The following is a 17083-nucleotide window of genomic DNA, read 5'->3' as shown; positions in this document are numbered from 1 at the left end:
ACAGCCTGCGCACCGCAGTGGTAGCCGCGGGTCGCGCACGCGCGGCGGACCTCGCCGGAGCCGCCTCCCGAGCGCCGACGCGCTGGTCGCGGGCGCGGCCGACAGGTCACCGCCAGTCGTCCTCCCGGACGGCGAGGCGCGCCGAGCCACGAGGCCGCGGCGGCAAGACATCCGACACGGTCGCGTTCCATGCCTCCGCCCCGCCCTTGGACAGCCCGCGCCGCACGTCGGCGGCGATGCCGTCGAGCTCGCCCGGTGCGCCCGCTTCGTCGGCTTGTCCGCGAGTATCCCGTCGCAGCCCGCCCGGTCTCCCGAGGAGCCAGTTCAGACGGCGGACCAGAGCGCGGTCCCGGCCACCGCCGCGGCCAGGATTCCACCGACGGTGATCGCGGTGGTGCGCAACCGCTCGTTCCGCAGGCGGGGCTGAACACACCTGCGCCCGCCGACGGAGCCGGGGTGCGGGAGGAATCCCGCCCCGGCTCCCGCGCCGTCAGTGCTGCTCCGGCAGCCGGCCGATCTGCACCAGCGGGTTCCCCCGGCGCCGTGAGGCGAAGTACCCGCGTCCCGGCGGCATCGCGTGCCCGCGCACCGAGCCGATCAGGTCACCCTCGGACGGGTCACCGGAGAGCACCACGCCCTGCGCCCCCAGTTCCTTGATGCGCTGCATGAACGCCTCGTACATCGACCGCGACGCCCCGGCGGAGTTCCGCGCGATGATGAAACGGACCCCGGTGTCCCGCGCGAACGGCAGATACTCCGCCAGCGGGGCCAGCGGATTGCCCGCGTTCGTCGCCACCAGGTCGTAGTCGTCGACGATGATGAAGATCTGCGGACCGGTCCACCAACTGCGGTCCCGCAGCTGCTGCGGGGTGACGTCCGTCGGCGGCTGCCGACGCGCGAACACTCCCGCCAGCGCCTCCATGTGCATCTGCATCGAGCTCGCCATCGGCGCGTACTCCAGCAGATGGCTCTCCGGCAGCGCACCCAGCAGTGCCCGCCGGTAGTCGCCGACGACGAGCTTCGCCTCGTCGGGGGAGTAGCGCTCCGCGATCTGCTTCGCGATCAGCCGCAGCAGATTGGTCTTCCCCGATTCGCTCTCCCCGAAGACGAGGAAGAACGGATCGGTCTCGAAGTCGACGAACACCGGCTCCAGATCGGTCTCGTCGATACCGATCGCGATGCCCCGCTGGGGGAACTCGAAGCCCTTCGGCAGATGATCGGCCGGCAGCTTGCGCGGCAGCAGCCGTACGGCCGGCGCCGCGGGTCCCGCCCAGTTGGCCTTCACCGACCCGACGAGCGCGGCCGTACCGTCGGAGAGATCCGCGGCGCTGCTGGAGGAGTCGATACGCGGCAGCGCGCCCATGAAGTGCAGTTTCTGCGCCACCTGTCCCCGGCCCGGGACACCCGCGGGGACATTGGCCGCGACCTTGCGGTCGAACTCGGAGTCCATGACGTCGCCGAGCCGCAGCTCCAGCCGGCCGAGGATCTGGTCCTTCAGCGCGGCCCGCACCTCCATGTAGCGGGCGGCCGTGATGACGACGTGGATGCCGTAGCCGAGCCCGCGTGCGGCGATGTCGGTGACGACCTGCTCCAGCATCTCGTACTCGGACCGGAATCCGCCCCAGCCGTCGACCACCAGGAACACGTCGCCCCAGGCCTCGCCGGGCAGTTCGCCCAGGGCGCGCCTGCGCCGGTACGTGGCGATGGAGTCGATGGAGTGGGCGCGGAAGAACTCCTCACGCCGGTTCAGTACGCCGGCGACCTCGGCGACCGTACGCCGCACCCGCTCCGGGTCCAGCCGGGAGGCCATTCCGCCGGCGTGCGGCAGTTCCGCCAGCGAGACCAGACCGCCGCCACCGAAGTCCAGTCCGTAGAACTGCACCTCGTGCGGGGTGTGGGTGAGGGCGAACGACGAGATGAGCGTCCGTACCAGCGTCGACTTGCCGGACTGCGGCCCGCCGACGACCAGCATGTGGCCCGCCGCCCCGGAGAAGTCCCGGTACAGCACCTCGCGCCGCTGCTCGAAGGGCTTGTCGATGAGCCCGAGCGGCACGGTCAGCCCGCCAGGACGTGTGTACTCCGTGGCCGTGAACCCCCGCTCGGCGGTGGGCGCGAGCCCCGGCAGCAACTGGTCCAGCGTCGGCGCCCGGTCCAGCGGCGGCAGCCACACCTGATGCGCGGGCACCCCCTGTCCTTCGAGCCGGCGCACGATCACATCGAGCACCGTGTCGGCGAGCGCCTCGTCCTCGGCGCTCGCCCGCGCGGCCACCAGATGCGCCGGATCGGGCGCCGCGTACACCACCGGCACCGGAAGAGCGCTGAACACCGCGGCCCGCCGCTCGATCGGCAGCGCCCCCACCGACAGATCGGGGCCACCGGTGCGGTACGTCCCCGACACGTACGCCGCCTTGAACCGCGTCATCTCGTCCGTACCGAACTTGAGATATCCGGAACCGGGCACCGAAGGCAGGTGGTACGCGTCGGGCACACCCAGCGCCGTCCGCGACTCGGCGGCGGAGAAGGTGCGCAGCCCGATCCGGTACGAGAGATACGTGTCGAGACCGCGCAGCTTGCCCTCCTCCAGACGTTGCGAGGCGAGCAGCAGATGCACACCCAGCGAACGGCCGATCCGGCCGATCTGGATGAACATGTCGATGAAGTCGGGCTTGGCGGTGAGGAGTTCGGAGAACTCGTCGATCACCAGGACGAGCGAGGCCAGCGGCTCCAGCGCCGCCCCCGCCGCCCGCGCCTTCTCGTAGTCGTGGATGTTGGCGTAGTTGCCCGCGGACCGCAGCAGCTCCTGCCTGCGCTGGAGTTCACCGCGGATCGCGTCCCCCATGCGGTCGACCAGCGTCAGGTCGTCCGCGAGGTTGGTGATGACGGCCGCCACATGCGGCATGTGGGACATCCCGGCGAACGTCGCACCGCCCTTGAAGTCCGCGAGCACGAAGTTCAGCGTCTCCGAGGAGTGCGTGACCGCGAGCCCGAGCACCAGCGTCCGCAGCAGCTCCGACTTGCCGGACCCCGTCGCGCCCACGCACAGGCCGTGCGGCCCCATGCCGTCCTGCGCGGCCTCCTTCAGGTCCAGCATCACCGGCTGGCCGTCCTCGCCGACCCCGATCGGCACCCGCAGCCGCTCGGAGACCGACCGGGGCCGCCAGGTCCGTGCCACGTCGACCGAAGCCGCATCGCCCAGATTCAGCAGATCCGTGAAGTCCAGGTTGGCCAGCAGCGGTTCATCGCCGTCGCCCCCGCCCATCCGCAGCGGCGCGAGCTGCCGGGCCAGCGCCTCGGCGGCCGGCAGCGAGATCCCGTCCGGCACGCCCTCGTACACCAGCCCCGCACCCGACTCCAGCCGCAGCAGCCCCGGCCGCACCACCACCGAGAGACCGCCGCGCGGCTCGTCGAGCTCGCCCGGCACCACCTCGACGATCGTCACCCCCTGCATGCCCTCGGCCGCCGCGAACAACGAGTCCGGCGGCACCATCGCACCGTCCAGCACCACCACGATGTGCGGCTGGTCCAGCAACGGCTGGCTCTCCCGGCCGAACCGCGGCCGCCCGTCGAGCCGGCTCGCCAGCAACTGCTCCAGCTCGCCCAGGTCGTCCCCGAACAGCCGCTTCGTGCCGGCCCCGTCGATCTGTCCGGGCACCTGCAGATGTGGAAGCCACTTCGTCCACTCCCAGCGCGGCACCGCGCTCCGCGCCGCCACGACGGCGACCATCAGATCCTCGGGAGAGTGCAGCGTCACCAGCTGCGCGACGAGCGCGCGCGCCGCCGACTGCGCCGCCTCCGGCTGACCGGAGACCGTCACGTGGTAGAACGCCCGCATCGACACGGCCATCGGCAGTCCGTCCAACGACCCGTGCACGGCGAGGAACCGCTGCATCGCACCCGCGCACAACGGCTCCAACTCGTCCACCGGAGCGGTGTCGGGAGCGATCAGCGGCGTGGCCAGCTGCTGCACTCCCAGCCCGACCCGCACCTGCCCGAAGTCGTTGTCGCCGACGCGTCGTTCCCACACCCGGCTGCCCTCGGCGACCACCGACCACAACTGCTCGGGAGCCGGCTGCAGATACAGCTGCACATCCCGCTGCCGACGCGCGGTCCGGCGTACCGTACGCCGCGTCTGTGCCAGGTATTTGAGGTAGTCGCGCCTGACATCTGCCATTTGCCCCTGCGTACCGCGGCGATGACGGACCAGCTGCGCGACCACCATCCCGACGGTCGAGACAAGCATCAGAACGCCCATTATCCGCATGAACGGAGGCGCCTGGGGCGAGAAGAAGAAGACCACCGACGAACCCATGCCGAGCACCGGCAGGATCTGCATCAGCATGCCCTCCTGCTGCCCGCGGGGCAGTTCGGGAGGGGACTCCAACGTCAACTCGTCCATGGGGACTTCCGGCGGCAGGGACCGCGGAGGTCGTTTCACGACGATCTGGCTCACCGAAACATCAATCCCTCGGTACGGACGGACGGAAGGCCGGCCGGACGTGCACCGAAGCCCCCGTGGCTGCCTGTGCTTGCGGACGTCCCTCCGCGAGACGGCGATCCTACTTGCAGATGACCTGCCCTCCTCCCGGTAGGGTGGCGCGCGCACCGTGCGCAACCGCGAATCAGGGGGACCAGACACGTGAGTTCGACCGCAGCGACGGGCTTCTGCCGCGTGACTGTCGTGGCACCCGACAGCCGGATCGATGTGGCCCTGCCGGAGGACATCGCCGTCGCCGACGTGTACCCGGAGATCCTCCGTCTCACCGGCCAGACCCAGGAGGCCGGAAGTCCCACGGGATATCACCTCGTACGCCGCGACGGCACGGTCCTCGACGGCGCGCGCACCCTCGCCGCCCAGCAGGTCCTCGACGGCGAACTCCTCAGCCTGCGCCCCTTCGCCCAGTCGTTGCCGCCCGCCGTCTTCGACGACGTCTCGGACGCCGTCGCCTCGGCCGTCACCCGCGACCGCCACCTGTGGAGCGATGAACTGCTGCGCGGCGCGGGCCTCGTCGGCGGTGTACTGCTGCTCGTCCTGATGGGCTTCGTGCTCTGGTTCGCCGACCCGGTCCGCCACGACATGCACAGCCTGCCCGGCATCATCGCCGGTTCCGCCGGACTCCTGCTGACCGCGTTCGCGGGGGTGCGTGCCCGGGTCTACGCCGACCGGGCCACCGCCGTCGCACTCGGCCTCGGCGCGCTGCCCCTCGTACTCATCGCCGGCTCCGGCATCATCGGCCCGGACGACGGCCAGGGGCCCGGCAGGCTCCAGTTCCTCCTCGGCTGCGTCGCGGTCCTGGTCGCCTCGGTCACGCTGGTCGCCCTCACCCCGAGCGGCGACGCCCCGTTCGTCGCGGCGACCTTCCTCGCCACCGTCGGCACCCTGGCGACCTTCGTCGCGATCCTCACCGACGCGTCCGCCACCGAGACGGCCGCGGTCTGCGCTCCCGTCGCCCTCGGTCTCGTCGCCTTCCTGCCCGGCCTCTCCGCCCGTTTCGCCCGGCTGCCCATCGGCTACGCCTCGCCGCACACCGCCCCCGGCGGCTACGACGACAACTTCGCCGACCCGAACGCGGAACCCCGGGCACAGACCACCCCCGTCGACGCCGACCGCATCGCGGCCCAGGCCCGCCGCGGCCACGAGATGCTGCTGGGCCTGGTCGGGGGCTGCGCCGCGGTCGTCGTGGGGTGCGCGGCCGTCCTCGGCTTCTCGGACAACGTCTGGGGGCAGTTCCTGGCGCTCGCCGCCGGACTCGCGATGCTGCTGCGCGCCCGCCTCTTCCGCTACACCTCGCAGGTCGCCTGCGTGCTGGTGGCGGGCCTCGGCGCGGTCGCCCTGCTCGTCCTCGGCCTCTCCCTCAATCCGCCGACGGACCTGTTGTTCGATCTGGTCCGGTACGGGGACCGCAGCTCCCTGGACATCCGAACGATCTGGCTCTCCACGGCCGTGGCCGCCGGGGCCGCGCTGCTCACCGCGATCGGCCTGATCATTCCCCGCAAGGGCCTCTCGCCGTTCTGGGGACGTCTTCTCGACCTGGCCGAGAGCACCGTCCTGCTCTCCCTGGTCCCGCTCTGCCTGGCGGTACTGGACGTCTTCGCCAGGGCCAGGTCCCTGACCGGCTGAGCCCGGCCGGGCCCAGCCGGGCGGAACCGGGGCGACCGGGCGAGATCGGGCCTTCGACGTCGAGGACCGAGCGGCACGGACCGTTCCCGGGCCACCGGACCGGCCCCCACGCGGCCCGCCCCGCAGGGGCTGGTACGCTGTGTGACGGCCGTTTGTGTACGCGCTTCCGGAACATCCTGGAAGCTGCGCCCATCGGACCCTCGCCCGCGAGTAACGGAAGACCCCCTGAGACCAAGACCAGGGGCACTCGTGGACGCATCGGACATCAAAGAGGAGTACCGCGTGTCGCTCGACGCCGCTACGAAGAAGCAGATCATGGCCGAGTTCGCCACCAAGGAGGGTGACACCGGTTCCCCCGAGGTCCAGGTCGCGATGCTCTCCCGTCGCATCTCGGACCTGACGGAGCACCTCAAGACGCACAAGCACGACCACCACTCCCGTCGTGGTCTGCTGATCCTGGTCGGCCAGCGCCGCCGCCTCCTGCAGTACCTGGCCAAGAAGGACATCCAGCGCTTCCGTGCCCTGGTCGACCGCCTCGGCATCCGCCGCGGTGCGGCCGGCGGCGCCAAGTAGTACGCCGTGAAGGGAGCGGTTCCCACCACTGAGGGGGCCGCTCCCTTTGCTGTACGTACAGGAATGTGTACGTACGCATGTACGGGGTGTGGCGCGTCCGCCCGCACCACCGGAATGCCAAGCTGAGCCGAATCTCAGTAACCTGGTCGCAGGACGACCCACGGACGAGCGAGAAGCAGACCTCCCCGCCGCCGGTCCTCGGTAGTGGCCCCCGGACTCATCGACCCGGGTGCTTCGATCGAAGACCGGCCCGCCGATGGAGGGCTTCTCCGCTACCGTCCCCCGCCACACGGGCGTGGGGGCGAGAAGACGATATGTATCGGAGAAAACGCTAGTGGAGAACGAGACCCACTACGCCGAGGCCGTTATCGACAACGGAACCTTCGGCACCCGCACCATCCGCTTCGAGACGGGCCGCCTGGCCAAGCAGGCCGCTGGCTCCGCCGTCGCGTACCTGGACGACGACACCATGGTGCTGTCGGCCACCACCGCTTCCAAGAAGCCCAAGGACCAGCTCGACTTCTTCCCCCTCACGGTGGACGTCGAGGAGCGGCAGTACGCCGCGGGCAAGATCCCCGGCTCCTTCTTCCGTCGTGAGGGCCGGCCCTCCGAGGACGCGATCCTCACCTGCCGCCTGATCGACCGCCCGCTGCGCCCCTCCTTCAAGAAGGGCCTGCGCAACGAGATCCAGATCGTCGAGACGATCATGGCTCTCAACCCCGACCACCTGTACGACGTGGTCGCGATCAACGCCGCCTCCTGCTCCACGCAGCTGGCCGGCCTGCCCTTCTCCGGCCCGGTCGGCGGCACCCGTGTCGCCCTGATCAAGGGCCAGTGGGTCGCCTTCCCGACGCACACCGAGCTCGAGGACGCCGTCTTCGACATGGTCGTCGCCGGCCGCGTCCTGGAGGACGGCGACGTCGCGATCATGATGGTCGAGGCCGAGGCCACCGAGAAGACCATCCAGCTGGTCAAGGACGGCGCCGAGGCCCCGACCGAAGAGGTCGTCGCCGCCGGTCTCGAAGCCGCGAAGCCCTTCATCAAGGTCCTCTGCAAGGCCCAGTCGGACCTCGCCGCCAAGGCCGCCAAGCCCACCGGCGACTTCCCGGTCTTCCTGGACTACCAGGACGACGTCTTCGAGGCGCTCGCCGCCGCCGTCACGTCCGAGCTTGCTCAGGCGCTGACCATCGCCGGCAAGCAGGACCGCGAGACCGAGCTGGACCGCGTCAAGGAGATCGCCGCAGAGAAGCTCCTCCCGGCCTTCGAGGGCCGCGAGAAGGAGATCTCCGCCGCGTACCGTGCGCTGACCAAGAAGCTGGTCCGCGAGCGCGTCATCAAGGACAAGGTCCGCATCGACGGCCGTGGCGTCACGGACATCCGTACGCTCGCCGCCGAGGTCGAGGCCATCCCGCGCGTGCACGGCTCGGCGCTGTTCGAGCGTGGCGAGACCCAGATCCTGGGCGTCACCACCCTCAACATGCTCCGCATGGAGCAGCAGCTGGACACCCTCTCCCCGGTGACCCGCAAGCGCTACATGCACAACTACAACTTCCCGCCGTACTCCGTCGGTGAGACCGGCCGCGTGGGCTCGCCCAAGCGCCGCGAGATCGGCCACGGCGCGCTCGCCGAGCGCGCCATCGTGCCGGTGCTGCCGACGCGCGAGGAGTTCCCCTACGCGATCCGCCAGGTCTCCGAGGCGCTGGGCTCCAACGGCTCGACGTCCATGGGATCGGTCTGCGCCTCCACCATGTCGCTGCTGAACGCCGGTGTGCCCCTCAAGGCCGCCGTCGCCGGTATCGCCATGGGCCTGATCTCCCAGGAGATCGACGGCAAGACCCACTACGTCGCCCTCACCGACATCCTCGGTGCGGAGGACGCCTTCGGTGACATGGACTTCAAGGTCGCCGGAACGAAGCAGTTCGTGACCGCGCTGCAGCTCGACACCAAGCTCGACGGCATCCCCGCCTCGGTCCTGGCAGCCGCGCTGAAGCAGGCCCGCGACGCCCGCCTCCACATCCTCGACGTGATGAACGAGGCCATCGACGTCCCGGACGAGATGTCCCCGAACGCCCCGCGGATCATCACCGTCAAGATCCCGGTGGACAAGATCGGTGAGGTCATCGGCCCCAAGGGCAAGATGATCAACCAGATCCAGGAGGACACCGGCGCCGACATCACGATCGAGGACGACGGCACCATCTACATCGGTGCCGCCGACGGACCGGCCGCCGAGGCCGCCCGCGCCACGATCAACTCGATCGCCAACCCGACCATGCCGGAGGTCGGCGAGCGCTACCTGGGTACGGTCGTCAAGACCACCACCTTCGGTGCGTTCGTCTCCCTCATGCCGGGCAAGGACGGCCTGCTGCACATCTCGCAGATCCGCAAGCTCGCCGGTGGCAAGCGCGTGGAGAACGTCGAGGACGTGGTCGGTGTCGGCACCAAGGTCCAGGTCGAGATCGCCGAGATCGACTCCCGCGGCAAGCTCTCCCTGATCCCGGTCATCGAGGGTGAAGAGGACGAGAAGAAGGACGACGCCGCCAAGTGACGTCCCGTAGTTCCGCGACGACGGCCCGCGCCTCCTCGAAGGCGCGGGCCGTCGCCCGTACCCAAACGCTTCTCAAGGGCAGCAACGGCATCGGTACGGTCCGCCGCACCGTCCTCCCCGGCGGTCTCCGGGTCGTCACGGAGACCCTGCCCTCCGTCCGCTCCGCCACCTTCGGGATCTGGGCCAACGTCGGATCACGCGACGAGACCCCCACCCTGAACGGTGCGACGCACTACCTCGAACACCTCCTCTTCAAGGGCACCGCCAAGCGCAGCGCCCTCGACATCTCCGCCGCCATCGACGCGGTCGGCGGCGAGATGAACGCCTTCACGGCGAAGGAGTACACCTGCTACTACGCGCGGGTCCTCGACACCGACCTGCCGCTGGCCATCGACGTCGTCTGCGACATGCTGACCGGCTCGCTGATCACCGCCGAGGACGTCGACGCCGAGCGCGGCGTCATCCTCGAAGAGATCGCCATGACCGAGGACGACCCGGGCGACTGCGTGCACGACCTGTTCGCGCACACGCTGCTCGGTGACACCCCCCTCGGCCGCCCAGTCCTCGGCACCGTCGACACCATCAACGCGCTCGACCGCGGCCGGATCGCCCGCTTCTACAAGAAGCACTACGACCCCACGCACTTGGTCGTCGCCGCCGCGGGCAACATCGACCACGCCACGGTCGTGCGCCAGGTCCGCAAGGCCTTCGAGCGGGCGGGCGCACTGTCCCGCACCGACGCCGTCCCGGTCGCCCCGCGCGCGGGCTCCCGCACCCTGCGCACCGCGGGCCGCGTCGAGCTGTTGAACCGCAGGACCGAGCAGGCCCACGTCGTCCTCGGCATGCCGGGCCTGGCCCGCACCGACGACCGCCGCTGGGCGCTCGGCGTGCTCAGCACCGCCCTCGGCGGCGGCATGAGCTCGCGCCTCTTCCAGGAGGTACGGGAGAAGCGCGGCCTCGCCTACAGCGTCTACTCGTACACCTCGGGCTTCGCCGACTGCGGTCTCTTCGGCGTGTACGCGGGCTGCCGGCCCAGCCAGGTCCACGACGTCCTCAAGATCTGCCGTGACGAGCTCGACCGCGTGGCGTCCGAAGGGCTGAGCGACGAGGAGATCGGCCGCGCCATCGGGCAGCTGTCCGGCTCCACGGTCCTCGGCCTGGAGGACACCGGCGCGCTGATGAACCGTATCGGCAAGAGCGAGCTGTGCTGGGGCGACCAGATGTCGGTCGACGACATGCTCGCCCGGATGGCGCAGGTCACCCCCGATGACGTCCGCGCGGTGGCGGGCGAAGTCCTCGGACACCGCCCCTCGCTCTCCGTCATCGGCCCGCTCAAGGACAAGCAGGCCGACCGCCTCGACGAAGCGGTCTCCTAACTCCCCGTAAGGAAGCAGAGCAATGAGCAAGCTGCGCGTGGCCGTTCTCGGCGCCAAGGGCCGCATCGGGTCCGAGGCGGTACGAGCCGTCGAGGCCGCCGACGACATGGAGCTGGTGGCCGCCCTGGGCCGCGGCGACAAGCTGGAGACCCTCGTGGACTCCGGCGCCCAGGTCGTCGTCGAACTCACCACTCCCGCGTCGGTGATGGACAACCTCGAATTCTGCGTCCAGCACGGCATCCACGCCGTCGTCGGTACGACGGGCTGGTCCGAAGAGCGGCTCGCGCAGCTGAACACCTGGCTCGACGGCTCCCCGGAGACCGGTGTGCTCATCGCGCCGAACTTCTCCATCGGCGCCGTCCTCACGATGAAGTTCGCGGAGCAGGCCGCCCGGTACTTCGAGTCCGTCGAGGTCGTCGAACTGCACCACCCGAACAAGGCCGACGCCCCCTCGGGCACCGCCACCCGCACCGCCCAGCTGATCGCCGAGGCCCGGCGGAAGGCCGGCTGCGCCCCGCAGCCGGACGCCACCGCAACGGCCCTCGACGGTGCCCGCGGCGCGGACGTCGACGGGGTCCCCGTCCACTCGATCCGGCTGCGGGGCCTCCTCGCCCACCAGGAGGTGCTGCTCGGCGGCGAGGGCGAGACCCTCACCATCCGCCACGACTCCCTGCACCACAGCAGCTTCATGCCGGGCATCCTGCTCGGCGTACGCCGTGTGGTGACCACTCCGGGTCTCACGTTCGGCCTGGAACACTTCCTCGACCTGAACTGACTGAGCCCCGCCATGCGCGCAAAGATCACCTACTTCGTCACCGCTGCCGTCCTGGTCTTCTACTTCGCCCTGGTCGGCAGCCGTGGCGTCCTGCTCATCCGGCACGGCACACTGCTGACGGTCGCCTTCGGGGTCGCGGTGCTGATCCTGCCGGTGATCGGTGTCTGGTTCCTCTGGAAGAACACCCAGTTCGTGGCGCGGGCCAACGCGCTGGCGGCGGAACTCGACGCGGAGGGCGGTCTGCCGGTCGACGAACTGGTCCGTACCCCGTCCGGTCGCATCGACCGCGCCTCGGCCGACGCCGTGTTCGCACGCCGCCGTGAGGAGACCGAGGACGCTCCGGACGACTGGCGCTGCTGGTTCCGCCTGGCCGTCGCCTACCAGGACGCCAGGGACACCCCTCGGGCCCGTAAGGCCATGCAGCGGGCCATCGCCCTGCACACGAAGGCCACCCGGCCCAGCACGCCCTGATCCGGGCGGACGGGGCCGACCGGCCGCCCGGTCCGGACGCATCGGCCCGGATCAGGCGGCCGGTCGGCGGTCGAGGACGTCCGGCGACTTGGGACGGACCGGTCGCCGGAGCGGCCCCGTCGCCCCGCGCCTCAGTCCCGCCGGTACTCGTCCCCCCACGCCTCGACCGTGTCGGCAGCACGGTCGAACGCCTCGCCCCGCGTCAGGAAATCCGCGTTGTTGTCGGTGAGCAGCGGCGCAATCGCCTCGCCTCCCCGGCGTACGACGATCAGCGCCTGGCCCTGTACCGTGCGCGGAAATCCGAGCCACTTCACCGGCTGCTGCACCGTACGCACGGCCGCGACCTGGTCCCACGGCACGGTCGTGGTCGTGACGAAGCCCACCCGGCGCACGCCGTGCCGGCTCACCCAGGCGCCGACTCTCAGCAGCCGCAGGGCGCAGGCGATGACCACGAGGGCCAGTCCCAGGCAGACGGCGGCGCCCGGTACCGCCCCGGCGAACGCGATGATCATCCCTGCGAACAGGATGAACGAGGCGAACAGCAGCAGGAAGGCCGCGGCCGCGACCCGCCAGGGCCCGGGGCGGTACGGGCGCCGCCAGTCGTCGTGGTCGTCGAACGGCAGCGCGATGTCCTCGGCGCTCGCGTCAAACGCGCGGTCGGCCGTCAGAAAGGGCAGGGGCACGACTGATCCTTAACTCACAAGCACGCTCGATTGCTGTGCCCGGTGAGGCTATCGAGGAGATCACCGACGGGACCACCCCAGGGGGGCCGCGCGGGTCAGCTCCCGTGCGAGGCCTGGGTCTGCTGGACGTCCGACGGGCCCTGGGCGGGGCTCAGGGCGGGCAGGCCGAGGATCAGCGACCCCACGAGGCCCGCGACGACCGTCAGCCCGATGAGGGAACGCCCGGCCAGCTGGGAGACGCTGCTGCGCTCCCGCGGGGGCGGGGTGACGTTACTGCGGAATCGGTCGGCCTCGGCTACGAACGAGAACGGGACGGATTCACGCCGGCGGAACATGAGGTAACTCTCCTTGAACTCTGTTGCGGATGCTGCTACTGAGACAGACGCACGACAGGCCCGTTCGGTGCCCCGAATCACCGAATTCGTCGAAGAAATCCCTGGACAGCCCTTCCTGCCCTCGTTGTCAGTGGCGGCCCGTAGAGTGGGCGCCGCCCGAGCGACGCAATTGGAAGGACCCCGCCGGTGACCGAGACCCCCGAGCCCGCAAAGCCCAGCTTCCGCAGCGATGTCACCGTCGACCTGGTGAAACACGCTGCAGGCGACTCCGACGTACTGTTCGCGGCCCGTGTCTCCACGGCCGGTGAGCAGTCCCTGGAGGAGGTCACCAAGGACCCTGAGCGCTCCAAGGGCCTCATCAACTTCCTGATGCGTGACCGGCACGGCAGCCCGTTCGAGCACAACTCGATGACCTTCTTCATCAGCGCCCCGATCTTCGTGTTCCGCGAGTTCATGCGTCACCGTGTCGGCTGGTCGTACAACGAGGAATCGGGCCGCTACAGGGAGCTGCAGCCCGTCTTCTACGTTCCGGGGGAGTCCCGCAAGCTCGTCCAGCAGGGCCGTCCCGGCAAGTACGAGTTCGTCGAGGGCACCCAGGCGCAGCAGGAGCTCACCGGCCGCATCATGGAGGACTCCTACCGCCAGGCGTACGAGGCGTACCAGGAGATGCTCGCTGCGGGAGTGGCCCGCGAGGTCGCCCGCGCGGTGCTCCCCGTGGGCCTGTTCTCCTCGATGTACGCCACATGCAACGCCCGCTCGCTGATGCACTTCCTCGGCCTGCGCACCCAGCACGAGCTGGCGAAGGTGCCGTCCTTCCCGCAGCGCGAGATCGAGATGGTCGGCCAGCAGATGGAAGAGCACTGGGCCCGGCTCATGCCGCTCACCCATGCAGCCTTCAACAAGAACGGACGCGTGGCCCCGTAAGCGGTGTCCGTATTGCGGCGTTTCGTGAAGTTCATCTAGGCTGATCAAACGGACCCGGCACTGCTTGAACCCCCGAGCAGGCAGTGCCGGGCTCCTCTTGCGTGTCCCCCCGAGGGGGCACTCGGCGCCGAGCAACGAGTAGCGTGTTACCCATGGCTCCGATCTCCACTCCGCAGACCCCCTTCGGGCGGGTCCTCACCGCTATGGTCACGCCTTTCACGGCGGACGGTGCACTCGACCTCGACGGCGCCCAGCGGCTCGCCGCCCATCTGGTGGACGCAGGCAATGACGGCCTGATCGTCAACGGCACCACCGGCGAGTCCCCGACCACCAGCGACGCGGAGAAAGACCAGCTCGTACGGGCGGTACTGGAAGCGGTGGGAGACCGGGCCCACATCGTCGCCGGCATCGGCACCAACGACACCCGGCACAGCATCGAGCTCGCCCGCACGGCCGAACGCTCCGGTGCCCACGGCCTCCTCGCCGTGACGCCGTACTACAACAAGCCGCCGCAGGAAGGTCTCTTCCGCCACTTCACGGCCATCGCCGACGCCACCGGTCTGCCGGTGATGCTCTACGACATTCCCGGCCGCAGCGGTGTGCCGATCGACACGGAGACGCTGGTGAGGCTCGCCGAGCACCCGCGCATCGTCGCCAACAAGGACGCCAAGGGCGACCTCGGCCGCGCCAGCTGGGCGATCACCCGGTCCGGCCTCGCCTGGTATTCCGGCGACGACATGCTGAACCTGCCGCTCCTCTCGGTCGGCGCAGTCGGCTTCGTCTCCGTCGTCGGCCATGTCGTCACCCCCGACCTGCGCGCCCTCATCGACGCGTACCTCGGCGGCGACGTCCAGAAGGCCACGGAGATCCACCAGAAGCTCCTGCCGGTCTTCACCGGCATGTTCCGCACCCAGGGAGTGATCACCACCAAGGCCGCGCTGACGCTCCAGGGCCTCCCCGCAGGCCCGCTGCGCCTTCCCCTGGTGGAACTCACCCCGCAGGAAACGGCGCAGCTCAAGATCGATCTCGCCGCCGGTGGGGTAGAGCTGTAACCACAGACTTCACAACTGAATAAGCGAAGAACACTCGCAAGAGCGACATCACAGACAACAGCAAGTGCACGAATGACATGCGCGCCACGTGCCCAAGCGGTACGTGGCGCGCGTGGTAAGGAGAGTCTTTTGAGTCATCCGCACCCCGAACTCGGCACCCCGCCGAAGCTCCCGAAGGGCGGCCTCCGCGTCACCCCGCTCGGCGGCCTCGGTGAAATCGGCCGCAACATGACGGTATTCGAGTACGGCGGCCGCCTGCTCATCGTCGACTGCGGAGTTCTCTTCCCCGAGGAGGAGCAGCCCGGGATCGACCTGATCCTGCCGGACTTCACCACGATCCGGGACCGTCTCGACGACATCGAGGGCATCGTCCTCACGCACGGCCACGAGGACCACATCGGTGGCGTCCCGTATCTGCTGCGCCTGAAGCCGGACATCCCCCTCATCGGCTCCAAGCTGACCCTCGCGCTGATCGAGGCGAAGCTCCAGGAGCACCGCATCCGCCCGTACACCCTCGAAGTCGCGGAGGGCCAGCGCGAGCGCATCGGCGTCTTCGACTGCGAGTTCATCGCGGTCAACCACTCGATCCCGGACGCGCTCGCGGTCGCCATCCGCACGCCGGCGGGCATGGCCGTCGCGACCGGCGACTTCAAGATGGACCAGCTCCCGCTGGACGGCCGGCTCACCGACCTGCACGCGTTCGCCCGGCTGAGCGAGGAAGGCATCGACCTCCTCCTCTCCGACTCGACCAACGCGGAGGTCCCCGGCTTCGTGCCGCCCGAGCGGGACATCTCCAACGTCCTGCGCACGGTCTTCGCCAACGCCCAGAAGCGCATCATCGTGGCGAGCTTCGCCAGCCACGTGCACCGCATCCAGCAGATCCTCGACGCGGCCCACGAATACGGCCGTCGGGTCGCCTTCGTCGGCCGTTCCATGGTCCGCAACATGGGCATCGCACGTGATCTGGGCTATCTGAAGGTCCCCGCGGGCCTGGTGGTCGACGTCAAGACCCTCGACGACCTGCCGGACGACGAGGTCGTGCTCGTCTGTACGGGATCCCAGGGCGAGCCGATGGCCGCACTCTCCCGCATGGCCAACCGTGACCACCAGATCCGGATCGTGCAGGGCGACACCGTGATCCTGGCGTCGTCCCTGATCCCGGGCAACGAGAACGCGGTCTACCGCGTGATCAATGGCCTGACGCGCTGGGGGGCCAACGTCGTCCACAAGGGCAACGCCAAGGTCCATGTCTCGGGCCACGCCTCGGCCGGCGAGCTGCTGTACTTCTACAACATCTGCAGGCCGAAGAACCTGATGCCGGTCCACGGCGAATGGCGCCACCTGAGGGCCAACGCCGAACTGGGTGCTCTCACCGGCGTACCCAAGGACCACATCGTCATCGCCGAGGACGGCGTCGTCGTCGACCTCGTCGACGGCAAGGCCAAGATCGTCGGCAAGGTCCAGGCGGGTTACGTATACGTCGACGGCCTCTCGGTCGGCGATGTCACCGAGACCTCCCTCAAGGACCGTCGGATCCTCGGTGAGGAGGGCATCGTCTCCGTCTTCATCGTGGTCGACAGCTCCTCCGGCAAGATCACGGGCGGCCCGGACATCCATGCCCGTGGCTCCGGCATCGACGACTCGGCGTTCAGTGCCGTGGTGCCGAAGATCGAGGAAGCGATCAACAGGTCCGCCCAGGACGGCGTGATGGAGCCCCACCAGCTCCAGCAGTTGGTCCGTCGCACGCTGGGCAAGTGGGTCTCCGACACCTACCGTCGGCGACCGATGATCCTTCCCGTCGTCGTCGAGGTCTGACCCCGACAGGCGCGAACTCCGGAGCGGGGCCCCCGATTTGCATCGGGGCGCCCCGCTCCAGTACGTTTACGGCTCCGCCTGACCGGGAAGCACCACGCACACTCGTGTGCAGTGGTCACCCCGAACAGGGCGGGAATTCCGACTCAGAAGTTCTGATAAAGTCGGGTCCGCCGAAAGGCAAGGCCACTCCAAAGGCCACCGGAATTCAAATTCGAACCGGAAACGGTGAGAAAAGAATCTGGTAAGGTTGGAATCGCTGCAAAGGAAAACGCGAAAGCGTGGAACTGGAAAGCGGCCCCGCTTCGACCGGGAATCGGGCACGAAAGAGTCTGATAGAGTCGGAAACGCAAGACCGAAGGGAAAAGCCCGGAGGAAAGCCCCAGAGAGTGTTCTGCGGGTGAGTACAAAGGAAG

13 protein-coding genes are annotated in these 17083 nt (G+C 69.4%); 9 read left to right on the top strand and 4 right to left on the bottom strand.

Features of this window, described 5'->3' with window-relative positions:
- Positions 1 to 490: 490 nt before the first annotated feature.
- On the bottom strand, positions 491 to 4450 hold the full coding sequence (gene eccCa, locus ACIQCZ_RS38385) for a type VII secretion protein EccCa (RefSeq protein WP_402290158.1): 3960 nt from the start codon (positions 4448 to 4450) through the stop codon (positions 491 to 493).
- A gap of 186 nt (positions 4451 to 4636) precedes the next feature.
- Here eccCa and eccD point away from each other — a divergent pair, with 186 nt between their 5' ends.
- The 6 genes from eccD to ACIQCZ_RS38355 all read left to right on the top strand — a co-directional run bounded on the left by eccD (position 4637) and on the right by ACIQCZ_RS38355 (position 11861).
- Positions 4637 to 6118, top strand: coding sequence for a type VII secretion integral membrane protein EccD (gene eccD / locus ACIQCZ_RS38380; RefSeq protein ID WP_402290155.1), 1482 nt, complete (start codon positions 4637 to 4639; stop codon positions 6116 to 6118).
- A gap of 282 nt (positions 6119 to 6400) precedes the next feature.
- Positions 6401 to 6691, top strand: a complete 291-nt coding sequence (gene rpsO, locus ACIQCZ_RS38375; RefSeq protein WP_189546018.1) for a 30S ribosomal protein S15 — start codon at positions 6401 to 6403, stop codon at positions 6689 to 6691.
- Between the two features lie 334 nt (positions 6692 to 7025).
- Complete coding sequence (locus tag ACIQCZ_RS38370; protein ID WP_376279676.1) at positions 7026 to 9239, top strand: polyribonucleotide nucleotidyltransferase; 2214 nt, start codon at positions 7026 to 7028, stop codon at positions 9237 to 9239.
- Entirely contained in the window at positions 9236 to 10615 is a 1380-nt protein-coding gene (locus tag ACIQCZ_RS38365) for a M16 family metallopeptidase (RefSeq protein ID WP_402290153.1), read from the top strand. The genes ACIQCZ_RS38370 and ACIQCZ_RS38365 overlap by 4 nt, the downstream gene beginning before the upstream one ends.
- A gap of 22 nt (positions 10616 to 10637) precedes the next feature.
- On the top strand, positions 10638 to 11390 hold the full coding sequence (dapB, locus tag ACIQCZ_RS38360) for a 4-hydroxy-tetrahydrodipicolinate reductase (protein WP_402290150.1): 753 nt from the start codon (positions 10638 to 10640) through the stop codon (positions 11388 to 11390).
- 12 nt (positions 11391 to 11402) lie between these two features.
- The gene (locus ACIQCZ_RS38355) at positions 11403 to 11861 is read left to right on the top strand and encodes a hypothetical protein (RefSeq protein ID WP_376286630.1); all 459 of its coding nucleotides are present in this window, start codon (positions 11403 to 11405) and stop codon (positions 11859 to 11861) included.
- Between the two features lie 131 nt (positions 11862 to 11992).
- Here the strand turns inward: ACIQCZ_RS38355 and ACIQCZ_RS38350 are convergent, their stop codons facing one another.
- On the bottom strand, positions 11993 to 12544 hold the full coding sequence (locus ACIQCZ_RS38350) for a hypothetical protein (RefSeq protein WP_402290147.1): 552 nt from the start codon (positions 12542 to 12544) through the stop codon (positions 11993 to 11995).
- Between the two features lie 95 nt (positions 12545 to 12639).
- On the bottom strand, positions 12640 to 12879 hold the full coding sequence (locus tag ACIQCZ_RS38345) for a hypothetical protein (RefSeq protein WP_402290144.1): 240 nt from the start codon (positions 12877 to 12879) through the stop codon (positions 12640 to 12642).
- A gap of 186 nt (positions 12880 to 13065) precedes the next feature.
- On the opposite strand from ACIQCZ_RS38345, the gene thyX reads away from it, so the two are divergent.
- From thyX to ACIQCZ_RS38330, 3 genes are all read left to right on the top strand, one after another.
- A complete protein-coding gene (thyX, locus tag ACIQCZ_RS38340) occupies positions 13066 to 13803 on the top strand; it encodes an FAD-dependent thymidylate synthase (RefSeq protein ID WP_376286622.1) in 738 nt (245 codons plus the stop codon).
- Positions 13804 to 13955: 152 nt separating this feature from the next.
- Positions 13956 to 14855 carry a 4-hydroxy-tetrahydrodipicolinate synthase gene (gene dapA / locus ACIQCZ_RS38335; RefSeq protein ID WP_402290141.1) on the top strand — a complete coding sequence of 300 codons (900 nt, stop codon included), beginning with the start codon at positions 13956 to 13958 and terminating at the stop codon, positions 14853 to 14855.
- Positions 14856 to 14984: 129 nt separating this feature from the next.
- Complete coding sequence (locus tag ACIQCZ_RS38330; RefSeq protein ID WP_402290138.1) at positions 14985 to 16670, top strand: ribonuclease J; 1686 nt, start codon at positions 14985 to 14987, stop codon at positions 16668 to 16670.
- A 143-nt stretch (positions 16671 to 16813) separates the two neighbouring features.
- Here ACIQCZ_RS38330 and ACIQCZ_RS38325 read toward each other — a convergent pair.
- A partial coding sequence (locus tag ACIQCZ_RS38325; protein WP_402290135.1) for a hypothetical protein occupies positions 16814 to 17083 on the bottom strand: 270 nt, incomplete at its 5' end.

The organism is Streptomyces sp. NPDC093149 (assembly GCF_044754145.1).
GTDB lineage: Bacteria > Actinomycetota > Actinomycetes > Streptomycetales > Streptomycetaceae > Streptomyces.
The sequence above is the reverse complement of the archived record's forward strand: the minus strand, read 5'-3'. Positions and strand labels throughout refer to the sequence as shown.